At 65.2% G+C, this 17,853-nt stretch carries 20 protein-coding genes and 1 pseudogene; 9 read left to right on the forward strand and 12 right to left on the reverse strand.

Annotated features, from left to right (window positions below; translation table 11 throughout):
- Positions 1-313 precede the first annotated feature (313 nt).
- The gene (locus MUH00_RS11975; RefSeq protein WP_246998822.1) at positions 314-1,270 is read left to right on the forward strand and encodes a formyltetrahydrofolate deformylase; all 957 of its coding nucleotides are present in this window, start codon (positions 314-316) and stop codon (positions 1,268-1,270) included.
- 33 nt (positions 1,271-1,303) lie between these two features.
- Here the strand turns inward: MUH00_RS11975 and MUH00_RS11980 are convergent, their stop codons facing one another.
- Together MUH00_RS11980 and MUH00_RS11985 are read right to left on the reverse strand one after the other, a co-directional pair.
- A complete protein-coding gene (locus MUH00_RS11980) occupies positions 1,304-1,462 on the reverse strand; it encodes a DUF7576 family protein (RefSeq protein WP_246998823.1) in 159 nt (52 codons plus the stop codon).
- Between the two features lie 95 nt (positions 1,463-1,557).
- Positions 1,558-1,965, reverse strand: coding sequence for a DUF2267 domain-containing protein (locus MUH00_RS11985; protein WP_246998824.1), 408 nt, complete (start codon positions 1,963-1,965; stop codon positions 1,558-1,560).
- Between the two features lie 228 nt (positions 1,966-2,193).
- Here MUH00_RS11985 and MUH00_RS11990 point away from each other — a divergent pair, with 228 nt between their 5' ends.
- Complete coding sequence (locus MUH00_RS11990; protein WP_246998825.1) at positions 2,194-3,501, forward strand: acetamidase/formamidase family protein; 1,308 nt, start codon at positions 2,194-2,196, stop codon at positions 3,499-3,501.
- Between the two features lie 337 nt (positions 3,502-3,838).
- Positions 3,839-4,288, forward strand: coding sequence for a hypothetical protein (locus MUH00_RS22990; protein ID WP_321576061.1), 450 nt, complete (start codon positions 3,839-3,841; stop codon positions 4,286-4,288).
- A 48-nt stretch (positions 4,289-4,336) separates the two neighbouring features.
- Here the strand turns inward: MUH00_RS22990 and MUH00_RS12005 are convergent, their stop codons facing one another.
- Positions 4,337-5,356 (reverse strand): phosphoribosylaminoimidazolesuccinocarboxamide synthase, encoded by a 1,020-nt coding sequence (locus MUH00_RS12005; RefSeq protein ID WP_246998828.1) that lies wholly within the window; start codon positions 5,354-5,356, stop codon positions 4,337-4,339.
- A gap of 334 nt (positions 5,357-5,690) precedes the next feature.
- Here MUH00_RS12005 and MUH00_RS12010 point away from each other — a divergent pair, with 334 nt between their 5' ends.
- Positions 5,691-5,888, forward strand: a complete 198-nt coding sequence (locus tag MUH00_RS12010; protein WP_246998830.1) for a hypothetical protein — start codon at positions 5,691-5,693, stop codon at positions 5,886-5,888.
- A gap of 127 nt (positions 5,889-6,015) precedes the next feature.
- Here the strand turns inward: MUH00_RS12010 and MUH00_RS12015 are convergent.
- The 3 genes and pseudogenes from MUH00_RS12015 to MUH00_RS12025 form a co-directional block, all read right to left on the reverse strand.
- A pseudogene (locus MUH00_RS12015) lies at positions 6,016-6,948 on the reverse strand (formate/nitrite transporter family protein); the annotation flags it as partial.
- A 204-nt stretch (positions 6,949-7,152) separates the two neighbouring features.
- Positions 7,153-7,860 (reverse strand): 5-formyltetrahydrofolate cyclo-ligase, encoded by a 708-nt coding sequence (locus MUH00_RS12020; protein ID WP_246998832.1) that lies wholly within the window; start codon positions 7,858-7,860, stop codon positions 7,153-7,155.
- 92 nt (positions 7,861-7,952) lie between these two features.
- The gene (locus MUH00_RS12025; protein ID WP_246998834.1) at positions 7,953-8,525 is read right to left on the reverse strand and encodes a MogA/MoaB family molybdenum cofactor biosynthesis protein; all 573 of its coding nucleotides are present in this window, start codon (positions 8,523-8,525) and stop codon (positions 7,953-7,955) included.
- A 116-nt stretch (positions 8,526-8,641) separates the two neighbouring features.
- Here MUH00_RS12025 and MUH00_RS12030 point away from each other — a divergent pair, with 116 nt between their 5' ends.
- The gene (locus MUH00_RS12030; RefSeq protein WP_246998835.1) at positions 8,642-9,682 is read left to right on the forward strand and encodes a zinc-binding dehydrogenase; all 1,041 of its coding nucleotides are present in this window, start codon (positions 8,642-8,644) and stop codon (positions 9,680-9,682) included.
- Positions 9,683-9,793: 111 nt separating this feature from the next.
- A complete protein-coding gene (locus MUH00_RS12035; RefSeq protein ID WP_246998837.1) occupies positions 9,794-10,126 on the forward strand; it encodes a DUF7977 family protein in 333 nt (110 codons plus the stop codon).
- Positions 10,127-10,145: 19 nt separating this feature from the next.
- On the opposite strand, the gene MUH00_RS12040 is transcribed toward MUH00_RS12035, so the two are convergent.
- The 3 genes from MUH00_RS12040 to MUH00_RS12050 all read right to left on the reverse strand — a co-directional run bounded on the left by MUH00_RS12040 (position 10,146) and on the right by MUH00_RS12050 (position 12,239).
- Positions 10,146-10,457 carry a DUF7853 family protein gene (locus tag MUH00_RS12040; protein WP_246998839.1) on the reverse strand — a complete coding sequence of 104 codons (312 nt, stop codon included), beginning with the start codon at positions 10,455-10,457 and terminating at the stop codon, positions 10,146-10,148.
- 177 nt (positions 10,458-10,634) lie between these two features.
- Entirely contained in the window at positions 10,635-11,201 is a 567-nt protein-coding gene (locus tag MUH00_RS12045; protein ID WP_246998840.1) for an NUDIX hydrolase, read from the reverse strand.
- 90 nt (positions 11,202-11,291) lie between these two features.
- Complete coding sequence (locus tag MUH00_RS12050) at positions 11,292-12,239, reverse strand: diacylglycerol/lipid kinase family protein (protein WP_246998842.1); 948 nt, start codon at positions 12,237-12,239, stop codon at positions 11,292-11,294.
- Between the two features lie 54 nt (positions 12,240-12,293).
- On the opposite strand from MUH00_RS12050, the gene MUH00_RS12055 reads away from it, so the two are divergent.
- Entirely contained in the window at positions 12,294-13,019 is a 726-nt protein-coding gene (locus MUH00_RS12055) for a PHP domain-containing protein (RefSeq protein WP_246998844.1), read from the forward strand.
- Between the two features lie 21 nt (positions 13,020-13,040).
- On the opposite strand, the gene MUH00_RS12060 is transcribed toward MUH00_RS12055, so the two are convergent.
- Positions 13,041-13,454 (reverse strand): helix-turn-helix domain-containing protein, encoded by a 414-nt coding sequence (locus MUH00_RS12060; RefSeq protein ID WP_246998846.1) that lies wholly within the window; start codon positions 13,452-13,454, stop codon positions 13,041-13,043.
- Positions 13,455-13,581: 127 nt separating this feature from the next.
- Between MUH00_RS12060 and MUH00_RS12065 the strand changes: the two genes are divergently transcribed.
- Complete coding sequence (locus MUH00_RS12065; RefSeq protein ID WP_246998848.1) at positions 13,582-14,202, forward strand: hypothetical protein; 621 nt, start codon at positions 13,582-13,584, stop codon at positions 14,200-14,202.
- 28 nt (positions 14,203-14,230) lie between these two features.
- Here MUH00_RS12065 and MUH00_RS12070 read toward each other — a convergent pair whose 3' ends face one another.
- Positions 14,231-14,644, reverse strand: coding sequence for an Lrp/AsnC family transcriptional regulator (locus MUH00_RS12070; protein ID WP_246998851.1), 414 nt, complete (start codon positions 14,642-14,644; stop codon positions 14,231-14,233).
- A gap of 102 nt (positions 14,645-14,746) precedes the next feature.
- Here MUH00_RS12070 and carA point away from each other — a divergent pair, with 102 nt between their 5' ends.
- Positions 14,747-15,823 carry a glutamine-hydrolyzing carbamoyl-phosphate synthase small subunit gene (gene carA / locus MUH00_RS12075; protein ID WP_246998852.1) on the forward strand — a complete coding sequence of 359 codons (1,077 nt, stop codon included), beginning with the start codon at positions 14,747-14,749 and terminating at the stop codon, positions 15,821-15,823.
- A gap of 93 nt (positions 15,824-15,916) precedes the next feature.
- On the opposite strand, the gene MUH00_RS12080 is transcribed toward carA, so the two are convergent.
- The gene (locus MUH00_RS12080; protein ID WP_246998854.1) at positions 15,917-17,092 is read right to left on the reverse strand and encodes an ABC transporter substrate-binding protein; all 1,176 of its coding nucleotides are present in this window, start codon (positions 17,090-17,092) and stop codon (positions 15,917-15,919) included.
- Positions 17,093-17,853: the final 761 nt, after the last annotated feature.

The raw sequence follows: 17,853 nt of genomic DNA on the forward strand, positions 1-17,853 counted from the left end.
TACGCACCACGGTCGATAGCATAAATCCCCGTCAGACAATCTACATGCGATTGTACGACGAAATTTAATACGATGGGGTCCGGCACGGTGGTCGCAGTCACACGTCTGTCGGACATCGAGCGAGAGCGCACTCGACGCCGAGCGAGAATACGACCGGCGCGGGGAGCCGGCACCCGCCGACGAGGTCGGTTCGATCGGCTCTGCGAGTGGTGTCGGGCATTCCCATACGCGTCCGCGGAAAGCAGGACTTTTAGCCGCTCGTTGACTGCAACCGTACTGATGGATCGATATTCGCTCGAGCGGAGGTGGCGGGATGACGACTGATCTGACCGAAATCACGGTCATCGGAGAGGACGATACGGGACTGATCGCTCGCGTCACGAGCCTCCTGTTCGAGCGCGGGATCAACATCGAGGATCTCGATCAGGCGGTTCGCGACGGCGTCTTCCGGATGTACCTCGCCGTGGACACCTCGAAGATGGTCTGCACCGAGGAGAAGCTGCGCGCGGACCTCCACGACCTCGGGGACGACCTCGGACTCGACGTCCAGGTTCGGTTCCCGGCCGATCGGGACCACCAGCAGATCGCCGTTCTCGTGACGAAGGAGAGCCACTGCCTCGAGGTGCTGTTCGAGGCGTGGGCCAACGACGATCTCGGGGCCGACATCGGCGTCGTCATCGGCAACCACGACGACCTCCAGCCCCTCGCCGAGCACTACGGCGTCCCGTTTCACGACATCGGAAACGAAACCGGCCAGCAGAACGAGGAGCGACTCCTCGAGCTGCTCGCGGAGTACGACGCCGACCTGATCGTGCTCGCCCGCTACATGCGCATTCTCTCCCCCAAGGTCGTCTTCCGCTACGAGGACCGCATCATCAACGTCCACCCCTCGTTGCTGCCCGCCTTCCCCGGCGCCGAGGCCTACCGCCAGGCCGTCGAGGAGGGCGTCCGCGTGGCCGGCGTCACCGCCCACTACGTGACGACCGACCTCGACCAGGGACCGATCATCACCCAGCGGGCGTTCGACGTCCCCGACGACGCCGGCTTAGACGAGATGAAAGCGCGCGGCCAGCCCCTCGAAGCCGACGCGCTGCTCGAAGCGGTTCGGCTCCACCTGAACGGCGACGTCTCCGTCCACCGCGGCCGGACGACGGTCCGCGAGAACGGCACGCAGTACCAGCTCGGCCTCCCCGACGAGATCGACGAGCTCACGCCGGACCGACCGGTCGACGGCATCGGCGCCGCGATCGCCAACGACCGATCGCAGTAGCGGTCCGAAACCGATTCGGCGCCCGAACGTTTCTCAGGATTCCCAGTCGGACAGGCAGTCCTCGCCGCAGAACTGCCGGTAGATCGCCTCGCCGCCCTCGACGACCGTCACGACTCGCCGATCGTCGGCCGCGTCGATCGGTTCGCCGCACGTCCGACACTCGGGTCCGTTTTCGTCTTCCGAGTCACCCATGCCGTGACAAGGTGTGACGCAGGGACTTGAAGGAACCCGTTGCGGCGGAAACCGCCGCGCGGGAGCGCGGTCCGCTCGATCGAGAATCGTCCGGCTCAGACGTTTTTCTGATCGACGGAGACCCCCTCGAACAGCGGCTGAAGATCGCCGTCGAGTTGCGCCTTCAGGTCCTGGAGCTGGCCCTCCGTGAGCGCGGCCGCGATCGCGTCCGTGACCGCATCGGCGTATCGCTCCGCGTCGTCCGGCTCGACGTCGGTTCCGCGGAGCTGTTCGCTCACGCGCTGGACGAACTCGTCGTACCCGTAGCCGGCTGCGTCGTGGTCGGCGTCTTCGACGATCCCCGCGAGGTCGTCGGGCAGTTGCCCGGCAACGTCCTCGGCTTCGCCGCCCGTCAGGGTCTCGCCGAGCGTTCGGAGCACGCCCTCGGTCGCCTCCTGTGCGCGATCGACGGTGTCGAGGTGACCCGCTTCCTGAACGAGCGTATAGAATTCGCTTTCCTGCATACGGGAGCCTTCACGAGTGATAGATTTCGAGGTTGGGAACTCAGGTGCAAGGGTCGATCCGTCGCGCCGGTTGGCGGACTATCGGACGTCCGTACCGCCGGTGAACAGCGACTTGACCTCCGAGAGGGCCTTCCCTGTGTCGCCATCGTCCGCGAGTTTGCGCACTCGGCGACTGACACCCGTGCTACTATACGCTTTATCCGGAGGAACGTCGTACCTTGATATGGTATGGCACAGCAAGAGATCCAGCAGGAGCTTTCGGTCGACCAGTACACGCTCGGCCTCGTCGGTCCCGACCAGGAGTGGGCCGGCACCGTCGCCGATGGCGGCACGATCGAGACCTACACGCCGCCGGGCTGTTGGGGGCCGATGATCACGCCCTCGTTCCGCGGCGGCCACGAGGTGACGCGGCCGATCCGGGTCGAGAATGCCGAGATCGGCGACGCGGTGGCGCTCAAAATCCGGGACGTCGAGGTGACGAGTCTCGCGACGAGCACGGGGTCGATGCGCGAGCGCGACGAGGCGTTCGACGCCGACCCGTTCGTCGACCACCGCTGTCCCGAGTGCGGCACGGTGTGGCCTGACTCGGTCGTCGAGGGAACCGGCGAGGACGCGATTCGGTGCGCCGAGTGCGGCGCGAACGTCTCCTCCTTCGGGTTCGAGTACGGCTACACCGTCGCGTTCGACGACGATCGGACCGTCGGCCTCACGATGGACGCGGAGGGCGCCCACGAACTCGCGACGGACGCCGAGGAGGTGATGGACATTCCCGAACACTCTCGGCAGCACCCGATCCTGCTGTACGAGCCCTCGGAGATGCCCGGCACGCTCGGCCGCCTGCGCCCGTTCATCGGCAACGTCGGCACGACGCCGCCGATCGAACTCCCCGACTCGCACAACGCCGGCGACTTCGGCCAGTTCTTGATCGGCGCCGACCACGACTGGGGCCTCGAAAGCGAGGCGGAACTCGAAGCGCGAACCGACGGCCACATGGATATTCCGGAAGTGCGGGCCGGCGCGACGCTGATCTGTCCCGTCAAGGTCGACGGCGCGGGCGTCTACGTCGGCGATCTGCACGCCAACCAGGGCGACGGGGAACTCTCCCTGCACACGACCGACGTCAGTGGGAACGTGACGATGGACGTCGAGGTCATCACGGGCCTCGATATCGACGGCCCGATCCTGCTGCCCAACGAGGAGGACCTGCCGCACATCAGCAAACCGTACAGCGAAGCGGAACTCGAAATGGGCCGCAAACTCGCCGATCAGCGCGGGGTTGACATTCGGGACGACGCGGGGCCGATCCAGGTGATCGGGTCCGGCGGGACGATCAACGCCGCCACCGAGAACGCCTTCGATCGCGCCGGGAAACTCCTCGACATGAGCGAGGGCGAGGTCCGATCGCGGTGTACGTTCACCGGCGGCGTCCAGATCGGCCGCCTCCCGGGCGTCGTCCAACTCGATATGCTCGCGCCGATGGACGTCCTCGAAGCGCGCGGGATGGCACACCTGGTGCGCGAGCAGTACGGCCTGTAGGTCCGAACCAGCGCTCTTGCCGATTTTCCCTCGATCCGACACCGACTCTCGAGGTCCGCCCTGAACCGCGGACATCAGCGTCATCGACGCGCCCACCGGAACTCGGTCTTCCAGAGGAGCTCGCTCGCCGTCGACCGGCACCCTGACGCTCGGGCGCAACCCGTCACCATCGTAGAGTTTTCCGATCGGGTTTCGATCGACGGCGTCGAGCCGACCGCTCACCGCGCTGAGCGATTCGACCCGTCTCGTTCGGTGTGGGATCCATACCGTCGCGTCTCCGTACCGGATCGGTCGGTTCCGGTTCGAGACTGACTCCGAAGACGCGATCGGAGTACCGATGGTCGAGAAACGGCACCGTTCATCGGTCGGTCCCGACGGGCTGCGTTCGACGCACGCGTTGAACGGCAACGAAACGGCGATGGTCGCAAAATCGGAATCGGATCGGTCGTCGAGCGGCCGTCGTCAGTCGTCGCCGGGTTCGGCGCCGCTGGCGGCGGACGCCGACGTCGCGGTCGACTGGCCAGTCCACGACGAGGAGACGATCGATGCGATGGCGAAACCGACCATCACGAGCATGAAGACGGTCAATATAGCGGTCGCGACGGCTGCGATACCACCGGTCAGTCCGGACGGGACGATGCTTGCGACGATGCCACTGATAGCGAGGGTCATTGACGCTCGAGCGACTGTTTTCTCGGCCCATCATATGAGGGTTACCTTGTCGCTCGAGGGCTGTGGGGTGCTACCGAGGGGCACGGATTCGAGCGTCGCTCGCGGCGAGCGGTGACGACCGAAGCGGATAACAATCGCGCTCGAGAGCGGCGGACGCCGCGGATCAGAGGCGGCGAACAGCGCCGATCGCACTCGAGAGCGGCGGGGCGTCGAAGACCTCGCGGCCGAGGTAGGCGTTGGTCCCGGCGCAGTACACGTCTCGGGCGGTCTCGATCACCGACTCGTCGAGCGACTCGGGGTCGACGTCGCAGAGCGACTTCCAGTCCGCGACGTCCTCGCGCTTTGCCTCCGCCTTGGCGGCCGAGACGGCCTCGACCCACTCGGGCTGGGTTCGCTTGTGATACTGGCGGATGACCTCCTTCGAGAGCTGGGTCCCCTCGTAGCTGAACCGGTTCTCGTCGAACGTCCCGACGACGTCCGCGACGCGGATCTCGCCCCGGTAGTAGAGGCACTCGATCTTGCCGTCCTCGTGGACCAGGCCGGCGGCGTCGGCCTGTGCGGTGACGATCCGGTTGACCTCGCGGGCGACCGACTCGAGGTCGTCGATCGCGGCCTCGCCGGCGATGTCGTCGGCCTCCTCGCGATCGAGGTAGCGATCGCCCTCCTCGTACTTCGTCGAGAACTCGACGATCGGCTCGTCGAGATCGACGGCCTCCGCAGGCCAGCTGTCGAACTCGAGGCCGTGATCGGCTGGATCGGTCCGTCGGCGGAGGCTCGAGCCGACGGGGACGCGGTTGCGGAAGACGATCTCGAGCGGGACGAGGTAGTTCTCCCCGGCGTCGGCGTGGTAGGCTTCGTAGTCGTAGTCCCGCCCCTCGTGGGGCAGGTCGGGGACCTGCGTCAGATCGATCGCCATTTCCCACGGCGGGTTCGACGCGTCGTCCAGCGGCACGACCTCGCCGTTCTCGACGATACCGCGGTAGTGGGTCGGCACGCATTCGGACTCGAGCAGTTCGAAGTTGAACGCGCCCATCGTACAGAGGCTCGCGCCCTTCTGGGGGATCTGGTCGGGCATCTTCCCCCAGTCGAACACCGAGTAATCGTCGGTGAAGACGAACGAGCCGCGACCGAGTTCGTCGGCGGTCGCCGCCTCCTCGGTTCGGAACTCTTTGACGCTCGTCACGGGATCCACCTCGCGTGCGGGCCGCCGTAGTCCATACACCAGTTGCGGTGGCCGGTCCGTAAGAAGGTTTCAGTTTTCGTATCGGGACGCCGTGGGGAGCCGTCGCCCGGTTCAGACTGACGCCGCACACGGACGATTTTCAGCCGCCTCCGGACGCCGTTCGCGCCGATCGGGGAAACGTATTTACGAGCGAGTGAAGAAACGTTACATACTCGACTGCGGTCTCGTTTCCTTTGCCGTGCGGGCGGCTCTCGATCGGCTCGCACCGCGTTCTGATCGACGCGTGCGTTTCGGCGGCCCGTCACCACGAAGGAGAGATCGCAGGAGCCAACGTATGACATCGGAATTCGACCTTCCCTGTTCGGCGTGCGGCGGTGATCTCCGAGAAGTGGCGATCGACCCGTGCGACCTCGGTATCGAGATCGAGACCGACGTCTCCGTTCTCGTCGCCAAGTGTCGAGTCTGCGGCGAACGTCACTACCCCGAGCAGACGCTCAGCGATCTGGGACGGCACGCCTCGCTGCGCTCGTAAGCGCCGGCCGACCGACGCGCGACGATCGCGACCGCATCGATCCGGCCGATCGGCGCGCCCGATGCGGCCGCGTCGATCAGTCGTCTACCGCATTCGTCACCGACGTCCGTTCGTCGAGTGCGCCTTTTCCGAAAAGCATCTCCCGGGGCGAGAGCCGGTAATTCTGCGACTGGTACTCGCGTTCGACCGTCTGGAAGTAGTTGACGACGGTCACGAGTAACACGCCGCCGATCGTGTTCCCGAGGAGGACGGGGAGTACGAAGTCGGTCGCTCCGATCAGGGGGTGGAGCTGGCCGTGGAAGACGAGGAACATCGCCTCCGTGGCGGAGACGACGACGTGAAAGAGGTTGCCGAGCGGAATCGCGAGGAACGCGACGTAGACGAGCACCAGTCGCGAGGGCGTGTCCTGGGCTGCGTAGTCGAGCCAGACGACGCCGGCGACGATGAGTCCGGCGAAGGCGGCCTTGAAGAACAGGTCCAGCCGCGGCGTCTCGACCCCCTTCTGGGAGAGATCGATCGCCGTGGCCATCACCTCCGGCGAGAACACGCCCGTCGACGCCAGGAGGAACGCGCCCATCGCGCCGCCGGTCAGGTTCCCGATCAGCACGATCGTCCAGACGGTCAACAGCGCGGGAACGCTTGCCAGCCGTTCGAGGACGAGCGCGACCGGCGGCAGCGTGTTCTCGGTGTACAGCTGGTAGTCTCCGAGGATGATGTAGATGAACCCGAGCGGGTACAACAGCGCGCTCAGGATCGGCGCGCCGCCAGTTTTCGCCGTCAACGAGGCGTAGAGCATGAACGTGATCGTGATCGCGAAGCCCGCGGCCAGCGCGCTGAAGAACAGTTCGCGCGCGCCGGTTTGCATCTCCTCGTCGGCTGCGGCGACGATCCGGTGGAAGATCTCGTCGGACGAGAACCGATCGCGGACGACGGCCCCGGCGGCCGGGGCGCCGCTGCGCGATCGTTCGACGGCGTCCCGAATCGCCTCGTCGGGCGCGGTCGCTTCGGTCGGCGGCCCCTCCCGATCGGTCGACTCGGAGCGCTGTTGGCCCTTGCTCATGCAGGGTGGTACGGAGATAATATGATAAAGGTATCGTAATGTCGGCACATCAAATATCTATGATGAACAATACGTCTTACCTGATTATGATTGGTCAATTATTCGCGTTTTACATGGCTATTTGTCCACTATATCTTCGATCGGCAGTCCCGTCGCGGATCGAGGGTCGGCACGAACCGGCGTCTCCGTCGATCGTCGCCGCCGCTACTGCGATCGCAACCGGTCGAGAATCGGGATCTCCTCGATCCGATCGTCGTCGAGTTCGTCCCACGCGATGCCGATCGGCCTGGGCTCGCCTGCGTCGGTTCGGATCGTCCGATCGGGGGTGACGATGAGGTCCATCGGCACGTCGTGGTGGGCTGTCGGAAACGCCTCGTCGACGACCTGGATCTCGTGGACCGTCGTGACGGTCGTCGTCTCGTCGTCGACCAGCCCGAACTCCCGGAGAATCGCGAACTCCAGGTCGCTGTAGCCCTCTCCCTTCCCGATCCGCTCGCCGCGGTCGTTCGCCGCGACGCTCCCCGAGACGATCAGGCCGATCGGCTCCATTTCGTCCGGGCCGACCCGCGTTCCGAGGTCGGACGATCCGCCGATCGTCGCCGCGCGATCGGTGTCCTCGATCTCGGCGGGATCGAGTCGCAGGAAGCACTTCTCGTCGCGCAGTCGCGGCACGGCCATGTACACGGTCTTTCCCTGGCACAGCGCCGCCCGGCGGACCGGGAGCTGCGGCGCGTCCGGATTGGACTTGATCGCGTCCGCCCGCCGCCAGGCGTCCGTCTCTACGAGTCGATCGGCGGCGTCGTCCGCTCCCGCGAAGTTGGGAATCCGGCCGTGGGGCGGGTACGGAAAGCGGGCTGCGCCCCGCTCTTCCAGTTCGTCCCAGACGCGTTCTCGGCGGTCCTGTTTACCCATACCTCACCCGTGTGCGGCCGGCCCCGTATATCCGCACGGTCTCCGGAACGCGGACGTCCGAGTCCCGACCGACGCAGACGCGGACGCGATCGTCAGGCGCCGTCGTCTCCGCCTCGATCTCCGTCGGCCTCTTCCTCGGCGGTCTCGTCTTCGCGCGCGAGGTCGACGATCGCGGCACCTTCGGGAAGGATGATCTCGTCGATCGCGAGCGCGACCGCGTCGGGGTGGCCGGGGAGACAGAACACCGGCACCGAATCCGAGATTCCCGCGAGGGTTCGCGCCGCGACGATGCGCGTGCCGACCTGTTCGTACCCGAGCATCGTGAACACCTCGTCGAACGCCGTCAGTTTTTTCTCGAGCAGCGGTTCGACCGCCTCGAGCGTGACGTCGTCGGGTTCGACGCTCGTCGCGCCGGCCGTGAGAACGAGATCGACGTCGTTCCGCTCGATCATCCGTTCGACGATCGACTGCACCTTGTCGTACCCGCACCCGACGTGGTCGCGGAGAGCGATCTCGTGGCCCGCGCGCTCGAGGCGTTCGACGACGGCTTCGCCGGCCTCGTCCGACTCGAGATCCCGCTCGTCGGCGATCGTGACGACGCCGGCACAGAGCGCCTCGCTCGCACCGGCCGCCGCATCGGTCCCGTTCGTCTCGTGTTCGGTCATATCCGTCGTTCGACGGCCGGCGAGTAAAACGGTCGGCCTCGAGTCCCGTCCCGCCCCGGCGTCCCCGCGGTTCCGCCTTGCCAATCGTTATGATCGACCCTGTCAAATCCCCGTCCATGGACGCGGTCAAGATCACGGAACACGGCGACACGGACGTCATCGAGTACGGCGAGCACCCCGACCCCGATGTCGATCGGGACGAGGTGCTGGTCGACGTCAAAGCGGCGGCGCTCAACCACCTCGACATCTGGGTCCGCCGCGGACTGCCGACGCTCGACCTCGAGATGCCCCACGTCCCGGGCAGCGACGCGGCGGGGATCGTCGCGGAAACGGGTCCCGACGTCACTCGGTTCGAGGAGGGCGATCGGGTCGCGCTCGCCGCCGGCGTGAACTGCGGTCACTGCGAGTTCTGCCGATCGGGCGATCCGACGCTCTGTCGGCGCTTTCATATCATCGGCGAGCACGTCCCGGGCGTCCACGCCGAGTACGCCGCGATCCCCGAGGAGAACCTGATCCCGGTTCCCGAGGACGTCGACTGGACCACCGCCGGTTCGGCCTGCCTGGTGTTCCAGACCGCCTGGCGGATGCTGATCGATCGGGCCGACATCGACCCCGGCGAGAAGGTGCTCGTGCTGGGTGCGAGCGGCGGCGTCGGCCACGCCGCGCTCCAGATCGCCGACTACGCGGGCGCGGAGGTGTACGCGACCGGCAGCAGTCAGGAGAAACTCGACTACGCCCGCGAGCACGGCGCGGACCACGTCGTCGACTACGAGGCGGAGAACTTCGCGAGCTGGGTCCGCGAGCAGACGGGCGGGCGCGGCGTCGACGTCGTCGTCGACTACATCGGCGCGGCGACCTGGCGCGACTCGATCAAGAGCCTCGCGAAGAACGGCCGGCTGGTCACCTGCGGCGGAACGACCGGCGGCAACCCCGAGACCGACATCCCGCGGATCTTCTGGAACCAGCTCCACGTCATCGGATCGACGATGGGAACGCCCGGTCAGGTCGACGAGGTCATGGACCTCGTCTGGGACGGCACGTTCGAGCCCGCGATCCGCGAAGTGTTGCCGATGAGCGAGACGCCCCGGGCCCACGAGATCATCGAGAACCGCGAGGGCTTCGGAAAGGTCGTCGTCCGGCCGGATAGCGAGCTGTAGGCGCCACCGATCGCACGCATCGCGCTTCGCGCCGGAGATCCGCGATCGAATCCGATCGCGGCCAGTTCCGCAATCGTGACTGCTTTGTCTGCGCGCGCGCAACGATCGCTCGTGACTTCGAGCGACGACGGCGGCTACGTCCACGATCCATCCGCGTTCGACGAGAACGACGCGCGACGCGAGTCCGCGGACGATTCGCTGGCGGACTCGTCGAGCGATGACTGGGTCGACGACCCTGCCCACCCGGACGCTGCCGATCGGGAGTTCGACTGGCGCGGCTGGGTGCTGGTCGGCGTGATCTTCTTCGCCTTCGTCGTCGCGCCCGCGACGATCATCCTGCTGCCGCCGAGCGCCGAGGGCTACCGCTTCGCGCTGCTGATCGTGCCGCTGGCTCCCGCACTCTTGCTGGCGGTGACGGCCATCTGGGCGACGACGCGTCCGTAAAAAGGCGGGGAACTCGTACTCAGCTCGCGGGCTCGAGGAGCTCCTCGAGTCGCGAGAGGACTGACGATCCGTGGACGACGTCCTCCGAGGGAGTTTCGTCCCGGTTGACGTACGCCGTCAATTCGTCGTAGAGGTGTCGTGCCTGAGCGCCGGTGAGCGTTTTCTCACCGGCTTCGATCGTCTCGAACAGGTCGAGCGTCCACGTCGGGGGCGCTTCGTCCTCGTCGAGTGCGGCGTCGACGCGCTCGGACAGGACGTGGTGGACGACCCACTGCTCTTCTCTGGAGAGCGTGACTTCGTGCGTCTCGGTTTCCGGGGGTGTGGAACTCATTTCGTCACACGGACCGATTTCGACGGCCCTCATCCGACGCTACGAAGGGGGGCCTCATAAACCTTGTCACGAGTTATCACAGTGCGGTGCGGGTGACAGTTTTGATGGGCGATGCGTCGATCGACTCGACTCGCCGATCGCGTCTCGATTCGCCCCAAACCGACGGACGATCGCGTCTCAGCCGGATCGGACGTCCCGGCGCATCGCGATCTCGAACCACGGGCACAGGCGGAGCTGGCGGTACCACTCGGGGTTCTCGTGCAGGCGCTCGTAGGGCACCCACAGCAGCCCGGCGACCTCCTCCTCGTCGGGATCGAGTGACGCGTCCGAGAGCGTCAGTTTGAGGACCGCACAGACCTCGTGTTCGACGCCCGCGTTCTCGAAGTAGCGCTTGTACTCGAAGCGATCGGTCAGCCGCAGGTCGTCGTACTGGTCGGGGGTGACGCCGAGTTCCTCCTCGAGTCGCTCGCGGGTCGCGTCCTCCTGGCTCTGTCCTTCGACCGGGTGGGAGGCGACGGTGCCGTCCCAGTAGGAGCCCCAGAGGCGTTTTCCGGGCGCTCGCTGCGCGAGGAGGATGTTGTCGCTCTCGTCGAAGACGAGCGAGGTGAACGCCCGGTGGCGGATGCCGTCGCCCGTGTGGGCTTCGAGCCGGTTGACGACGTCGAGTTCGTTGTCGTCCTCGTCGACCGCGATAACGTCCTGTGCTGCGTTCCTGTGCGGCAGTTCGTCGTCCTGGCTGCTCATACCACCACAATCGGAGAGGCTCTTGAAACCAGTATCGTCTTGGCCGCCGACGGGTCGAAACCGGTCGGTAGCGGACGTCCGGGGACCGAATCACCGGTCGGCGGCTCGAAACAGCGCCCGATCGTCGGGATCCGGCCGATAGTCGGCACCGACCGCGATCTCCAGCGCGTTCGGAACCGTCTCGAGGGTCAGCGTTTCCGCTTCGAGCATCTCCCCGTCGAGGCTGTACTCGACGGCCTCGCGGAAGCTGTCGACGGTGAGCGCGGGGGTTCGCCGGCGAACGATGGCCTCTCCCTCCTGATCGAACAGCCTGTCGAGAGCCGCCTCCCGCAACAGGTCGATCGCGGAGGCATCCTCGACGATGGTGACCTCGAAGCGACCGTCCTCGACGTTCGCCTGGGCGGTCCGCGACCCCGAGAACCGTCGGCAGTTCCCGACGAGGACGAACAGCGCCTTGCCCTCCCACGCGGAGTTTACCTCCCCGTTCGACTCCACGGTCATCACCCGCAGCCGCGGCGATTCGAACGAGGTGACCGTCTCGAGCGTGTTCATCACGTACGCGAGGACGCCGTACTCGCGTTTCCTGTCGGAGGCCGTCCGGCCGCTCGCCTCGGCGGTCACGCCGCCGATGCAGGAGTTGACGAAGGCGCGATCGTTCGCGATCCCGAGGTCGATCCGTCTCCGTCGGCCGTCTTCGATCACTCGGAACCCGTGTTCGACGCCCTCGATGCCGACGTTCGCCGCGAAGTTGTTGCCCGTCCCCGCGGGAACGACGGCGACGGTCGTCGTCTCCAGTTCGTCCGCGGCCCGAACGCCGTTGACGACCTCGTTTACGGTGCCGTCACCGCCGACCGCACCGACGAGGTCGGCCTCGGGTGCGGCCTCGCGCGCCAGCCGCTTCGCGTCGCCGGCTTCCGCCGTCGTTCGAACGTCGAAGCCGCGATCGGCCGCCAGTTCGATCACCCCGTCGGCGTGATCTTCGCTCCCGCTTACGGGATTGAGGACGAGGACGCGTTCGTCTTCGCCGTCGGATGGCATGCGGCGGGATACGCCGGCCCCACGCAAAAGGACCTGCCCGGCGTATGCTTCGCCGTGTACGCGATCGACCTGCACACGCACACGCGATTCTTCCACGGTCACCGCGAGCTCGGGGATCGGTTCGACCCGATCGGCGTTCGCGCGCTCGCGTGGGCGGCCGATCGACGGGGCCTCGACGGGTTCGCGACGACCAACCACGATTACCTCACGCGGTTCGAGCCGGGCGCCGACGTCGCCATCCTGCCGGGGATCGAGATCACGACCGATCGGGGACACGTCCTCGTCGTCGGGCCCGATCCGCCCGAGGCGACGAAACCGGGCGCGCTCTCGCCGGCGGAGGCGGTCGCGCTCGCTCACGACCGCGACTGCGCCGCGATCGTCGCCCACCCGTTTCGCAACAGCACGGTTCGGGAACTCGAGGACGTTCCGTTCGACGCGATCGAGGTCAACGGCAAACACCCGCGATCGCGCCCGCTGGTCGAGAAGTTAGCGCGGAGACGGGATCTGCCGCTGGTCGGCGGGAGCGACGCCCACTACCCGTTCGAGGTGGGACGAGCGTACACCGTCGTCGACGCGGATCGGCTCGCACCGTCGGCGATCGTCGACGCTATCCGCGACGGTCGGGTCAGCGCCCGCGTCTCGTGGACGTCGTTCGATCGGCTCCTGCGCAAGGGCTATCGAACTATCCACCGGCGCAAGAAGGTGATCGACGCGATCGAGACGCCGACACCCGGCGTGGGGGTGCCACCCGGCGAAAACGAAGCGGGTGGAGACGGGTGAAAACGAAGATTCTGCGTCGTATTATGGGCGTGGCATCGATTCGATCTCTCGAATCCGCGCCGTCTTCTCGACCGCTTGATACTGGCGCTTCCACGCCTCTTCAGGAAACAGTCCGTTGCGATCGAACAGCTCGCGCGCGTCTTCGGTGAGTTCGTAGAACTTGTAAGGGTAGTCCCGAAGCCGGTTCCCCGTCTCGAACTCGCGTTCGCGGACGACGCCGACGCTCTCCAACGTTCGAAGGTGTCGACGGATGGCGTCGTCGCTGAGGGGTGGATTCATGTAGTCCAGTTCCTCGACGCTGGGCATCCCCTTCGGGTGACCGACGACGTCCGCGAGAATGTCGGCTCGCTTCTTGTCGGTCGCCTTCTGGAGCGCCCGCCACGCGTCGAATCCCGCGGTTCCCTCCCGGCCCGGATCGGCCGTCTCGGGTATCATGTGTCACACTTGGAGAGCCACCACCATAAACACTCGCATCTAAATGCGGGTGATTCTGCAACTAATCCCACAACTAATTTGACTGAGAACGAACGGTTGATAATGCTACCGGTCACTTGACCGAACGATGAACACGGACGGCGGTCCCGGGCCCGAGGGGCGGGACCAGTTCGAGGACCGCGAGGAGGCCGAGGCGCCGGGAGCAGAGGAGATCTTGACCGAGATCGAGTCCGTCAACCTCTCTCCGAGCGAACACCAGCGGGTCAAGGATCTCGTCAACGGCGAAGAGATGAACCGAATCAAGGGCTACGATCGGCGGTATCTGGTTGCGGGAGCGGGCGGCGAGACCGGCGCTGCGACGCGTCGGAAAACGGTCTGTGACCTGCTCGACGAGCGCACCGATCCGCCGTCGGTCGCCTTTCGACTGGAGGACTTCGGCCTCACGCCCGAGGATATCAGGCTCTGGCACCGCGTTTTCGACATCTGCTGCGGCCGAGCGACGCACATCGTCGCCGTGCTCGAAGACTTCGACGGCGGCTACGTCTGGGAGCTGGGGCTGTTATTCGCCCCGTCGTACCGCGACCGCGTGTGGGTGTTGAAACGGCGATACCCGGACGAAGAGACCGAACGCGAGCGGTACGACAACGGAATGGCGGCATCGCACGTCAAACTCCTCCTGACCGGCGATCGCTGCCACGAGTGGATCGACGCGGACGAGCTGCGAGACGCCGTCAACGAGGTTCCTTGACGAGACGCGCGATCGTCGGCTTCTCGAATCACCCTAACTGCTCGTCCAGAATCAGTCGCGTCTTCGTGCTGACGACCTCTTCCTGATCGCGAGCCTGCGTGATGAGATCGTTCACCCCGCGCGTGTCCGTGGCGTCGACGACGAGGACGACGTCCTGTTCGCCCGAGACCATCCAGACGAAGTCGACTTCTTCCCACTCTGCCATTCGCTCGGAAATGGCCTTGGTGTCGACGTCGACCGCGACGCTGACCTCGATCATCGCCTTGACATTCCCGGTGCGAGTCGAGATGGTGAAGCGCTCGATGACGTCCTCGTCCATCATGCGCTCGACGCGGTTTCGCACGGTGCCTTCGCTCGTCTCGACCTCGTCTGCGATCTCCGTGTACGGCGTTCGGGCGTCGCGCCGGAGGATATCGAGGATCTGTCGGTCCAGATCGTCCATGGAGGTGCGTGGATACACTCGGGGTGCACTTACCGATTACGAATTTCGTAACTCAGCTTCGAAGACAACACTTATGGCGGTGTGTCCGATACGTAGTTCGTAATGACAGAGGCCTACGTTGCGCTGGAGGGTGGCCGCGTACTCGAGGGACGTGGTCGCGCTCCGGGCACGGCTCGCGGCGAACTGGTTTTCACAACGGCGTACACCGGCTACGAGGAGAGCCTGACCGATCCCTCCTACGAGGAGCAGGTTCTGACCTTCTCGTACCCGTTGATCGGGAACTACGGCGTCCGCGAGGAGCGATTCGAGTCCGACCGCGTCCACCCGCGGGCGGTGCTCGCACGCGAACTCACCGAAGACGTCGCCGAGTGGCTCGAAAGCGAAGACGTGCCGGCGATCGATCACCTCGACACGCGCGAGGTCGTCACCGACATCCGGGACGGCGGCGCTATGAAGTGCGGCATCGCCGTCGGCGAGGACGTCACCGAGGAGGACGCGCTCGCCGAACTCGAGCAGTGCAAGGGCATGAGCGAGCACACCGAGATCGGCGCCCAGGTCAGCGTCGACGAACCCGCCGTCCACGGCGCCGACAACGACGGCGAGACGGTCGCGCTCGTTGACTGCGGCGCGAAGGGCTCGATCGTCGACTCGTTGCTCGCTCGCGACGCGACCGTCCACGTCCTACCCCACGACGCGACCGCGGCCGACGTCGAGGCCGTCGACCCCGACATCCTCTTCATCTCCAACGGTCCCGGCGACCCCGCGAACTACGAGGCGGCGATCGCCCTCGTCGAGGCGTTCGTCGAGGACACGCCCGTCGCCGGCATCTGTCTCGGCCAGCAGATCGTCGCCGAGGCGCTGGGCGGCACCACCGAGAAGATGACCTTCGGCCACCGCGGCGTCAACCAGCCCGTTCTCGACCTCGAATCGGGCCAGGTCGTCATGACCACGCAGAACCACGGCTACACCGTCGCCGATCCCGGCGACCACCTCGAAGTCACCCAGGTCAACGTCAACGACGACACGCCGGAGGGGATCGACGGCATCGAGTACGACGTCATCACCCGCCAGTACCACCCCGAGGCCAACCCCGGCCCCGAGGACACCCTCGACTTCTTCGACGACGTCCTCGCGATGGCCGACTCCCGAGCGACGACGGCCGTTCCCGCCGACGACTAATCTTCTCTGCCTTCTTCTCGTTTCTCACGTTCGAGTAGCGATCGCGACGTTCTCGCGTTGTGATCGGGGGGCGCGATCGGTGCCTGTATGGGCTCAGATCGAACCGCCGACGATCTCTCCGATCCGTCGGTGGTCGAACAACTGCTCGTCGTCCTCCGCGAGCGCCTCGACGCCGTTCCACTCGCCGAAGACGTCCGGATAGAACTGCTTCGCGGCGATTTCGGTCTGGATCAGGTTGATGATCGGTCCCTGGTACGCCGTCCCGCCGCGGTACAGTCGGTCGTTCCGGACTGCCGCGAGTTTGCTGCCGACGGGGTGGTCCCGTAACGCCGCCATCCGATCGTCGAATTCCGCGGCGGTCGCGTGGGAGAACCCGAACGAGAACACGAGGACGTCGGGGTCGACTTCGAGCAGTTGCTCGTAGTCCCACTCCGTGTGCGTGCCGTCGATGTGCTGATCGAACGCGTCCCGGATCCCCAGATCGCGGAGGTGTTTGTGTTCGTTGCCGCCGACGATCGGGTAGGCGTAGAACGAGCCCCCGTCGAAGTCCGAGTTGATCGAGAACAGCCCGATTTCGGGTCGCTCGTTCTCGGGCGGAAGGCCGGTTTCGATCGTCCCGACGAACTCGTCGTGAATCGCCTTGATCGCCCCGTAGCGCGCTCGCTCCTGAAACACGTCGGCGATCTTCTCGAACGCCTCGTACAGCGAGTAGTACGTGTAGTCGTGCCACTCCTCGCCCCGTCGGCGGATCAGATTGCCGAAGATCGGACCGACCGCCGAGTCGATCTCGTCGAAATCGTCGTCGTCCCAGCTATCGTCGAGTCGAGCGATGAAGTTCCGATCGAACAGGTGGACGTCGCAATCCAGTTCGTAGAACGTCTCCTTGTCGATGCCCGAATCGCCCATCAACTGGTCGACGTCGCCGAGATCGACGCCGAGACCCGGGACGGTCTCGTAGAACTGATCGGGCCAGTTCTCCGCGAAGATGAGCGCCTCGAGTCCATCGAGTTGTCCGAGCGCGATGCCCATGTCTCCGTACGTGCTGAAGTACGCCATCCACCGTTCGGGAACGGACTCGAACGTGACCTCCCCCATCGGCTCCATGCTGACGGTGTAGCTCTCGTCCCCCGCGTCCGTGTTCGACTCGTCGCGATCAGATTCGCCCGCTTGTTCTGTTCCGCTCACACACCCCGCCACGAGCGCGCCGCCGACGGCTGCACCGCCGGCGACGATCTCGCGTCGCGTCCGCGCGTCGATCTCGTTTCGCATACCATATTTTAGGCTCACCTAAAGGGCTATAAGCAGATCGATTTTTAGGCGATCCAAAATATCCGGGCGGCATCCAGTCCACGCGGGTTGGTTCGCCACGCGGTCACGATCGATTGGCCTCGTTGAAATCCTCAGCCGGTGATCGGTTTCGGTGGCCGCGCTGAATACATAGTGAGAATGTGGCACAAACTGAGAGGCGATTTACGAAGGAGAGTGACCGGTCAGTACTGGTGAATTAGTCATTGGAACCGCTGTTAGGAACTACACTGAATTGGCCGACATTCATCAAGTATTCGCCATTGTCTGTTCACCGACTCAGAAGCATCTTTTCCGCGGATATATTGCTGTAAGGACGTTTCGTTTACTTTTACCAGTCCTATTCGGGAGTAACGCGTTGCCAAAACCCGTTGAACTCGATACTATCGAAGAAGGCTGATACCGTTACCACCTTGTCGTCGCGTCGCTCAAGAAACCATGCATAGGTGTTGGCATAAGACCTGCCGTCGCGCGCTGTCCCGCTTGCATCGAAGACAACGACTGTCTCATCAGTATAGATGTCACAAATTATCGGCTTCAAGCCGACGCTCATACGGGTGTTGAAGGGGCGGATGACCTCGAGGACAGACGGCCCGTTACGTCAACTACATGGCAAGGAATCGTGATTCGACAGCATTCAAACACGTTTCGATCGGATCCTGCTAACTGGATCGTTCACGAGCATACTGCTTCATCCTCGGAAGTTCAGTTCGTCTGTCGGTGAT

The organism is Halosolutus gelatinilyticus, from assembly GCF_023028105.1.
GTDB classification, from domain to species: Archaea; Halobacteriota; Halobacteria; order Halobacteriales; family Natrialbaceae; genus Halosolutus; species Halosolutus gelatinilyticus.

Coding starts and splice junctions, on each gene's coding strand:
- MUH00_RS11975 (WP_246998822.1), top strand. CDS start 314: ATGACGACTGATCTGACCGAAATCACGGTCATCGGAGAGGACGATACG.
- MUH00_RS11980 (WP_246998823.1), bottom strand. CDS start 1,462: ATGGGTGACTCGGAAGACGAAAACGGACCCGAGTGTCGGACGTGCGGC.
- MUH00_RS11985 (WP_246998824.1), bottom strand. CDS start 1,965: ATGCAGGAAAGCGAATTCTATACGCTCGTTCAGGAAGCGGGTCACCTC.
- MUH00_RS11990 (WP_246998825.1), top strand. CDS start 2,194: ATGGCACAGCAAGAGATCCAGCAGGAGCTTTCGGTCGACCAGTACACG.
- MUH00_RS22990 (WP_321576061.1), top strand. CDS start 3,839: ATGGTCGAGAAACGGCACCGTTCATCGGTCGGTCCCGACGGGCTGCGT.
- MUH00_RS12010 (WP_246998830.1), top strand. CDS start 5,691: ATGACATCGGAATTCGACCTTCCCTGTTCGGCGTGCGGCGGTGATCTC.
- MUH00_RS12020 (WP_246998832.1), bottom strand. CDS start 7,860: ATGGGTAAACAGGACCGCCGAGAACGCGTCTGGGACGAACTGGAAGAG.
- MUH00_RS12025 (WP_246998834.1), bottom strand. CDS start 8,525: ATGACCGAACACGAGACGAACGGGACCGATGCGGCGGCCGGTGCGAGC.
- MUH00_RS12030 (WP_246998835.1), top strand. CDS start 8,642: ATGGACGCGGTCAAGATCACGGAACACGGCGACACGGACGTCATCGAG.
- MUH00_RS12040 (WP_246998839.1), bottom strand. CDS start 10,457: ATGAGTTCCACACCCCCGGAAACCGAGACGCACGAAGTCACGCTCTCC.
- MUH00_RS12045 (WP_246998840.1), bottom strand. CDS start 11,201: ATGAGCAGCCAGGACGACGAACTGCCGCACAGGAACGCAGCACAGGAC.
- MUH00_RS12050 (WP_246998842.1), bottom strand. CDS start 12,239: ATGCCATCCGACGGCGAAGACGAACGCGTCCTCGTCCTCAATCCCGTA.
- MUH00_RS12060 (WP_246998846.1), bottom strand. CDS start 13,454: ATGATACCCGAGACGGCCGATCCGGGCCGGGAGGGAACCGCGGGATTC.
- MUH00_RS12065 (WP_246998848.1), top strand. CDS start 13,582: ATGAACACGGACGGCGGTCCCGGGCCCGAGGGGCGGGACCAGTTCGAG.
- MUH00_RS12070 (WP_246998851.1), bottom strand. CDS start 14,644: ATGGACGATCTGGACCGACAGATCCTCGATATCCTCCGGCGCGACGCC.
- carA (WP_246998852.1), top strand. CDS start 14,747: ATGACAGAGGCCTACGTTGCGCTGGAGGGTGGCCGCGTACTCGAGGGA.
- MUH00_RS12080 (WP_246998854.1), bottom strand. CDS start 17,092: ATGCGAAACGAGATCGACGCGCGGACGCGACGCGAGATCGTCGCCGGC.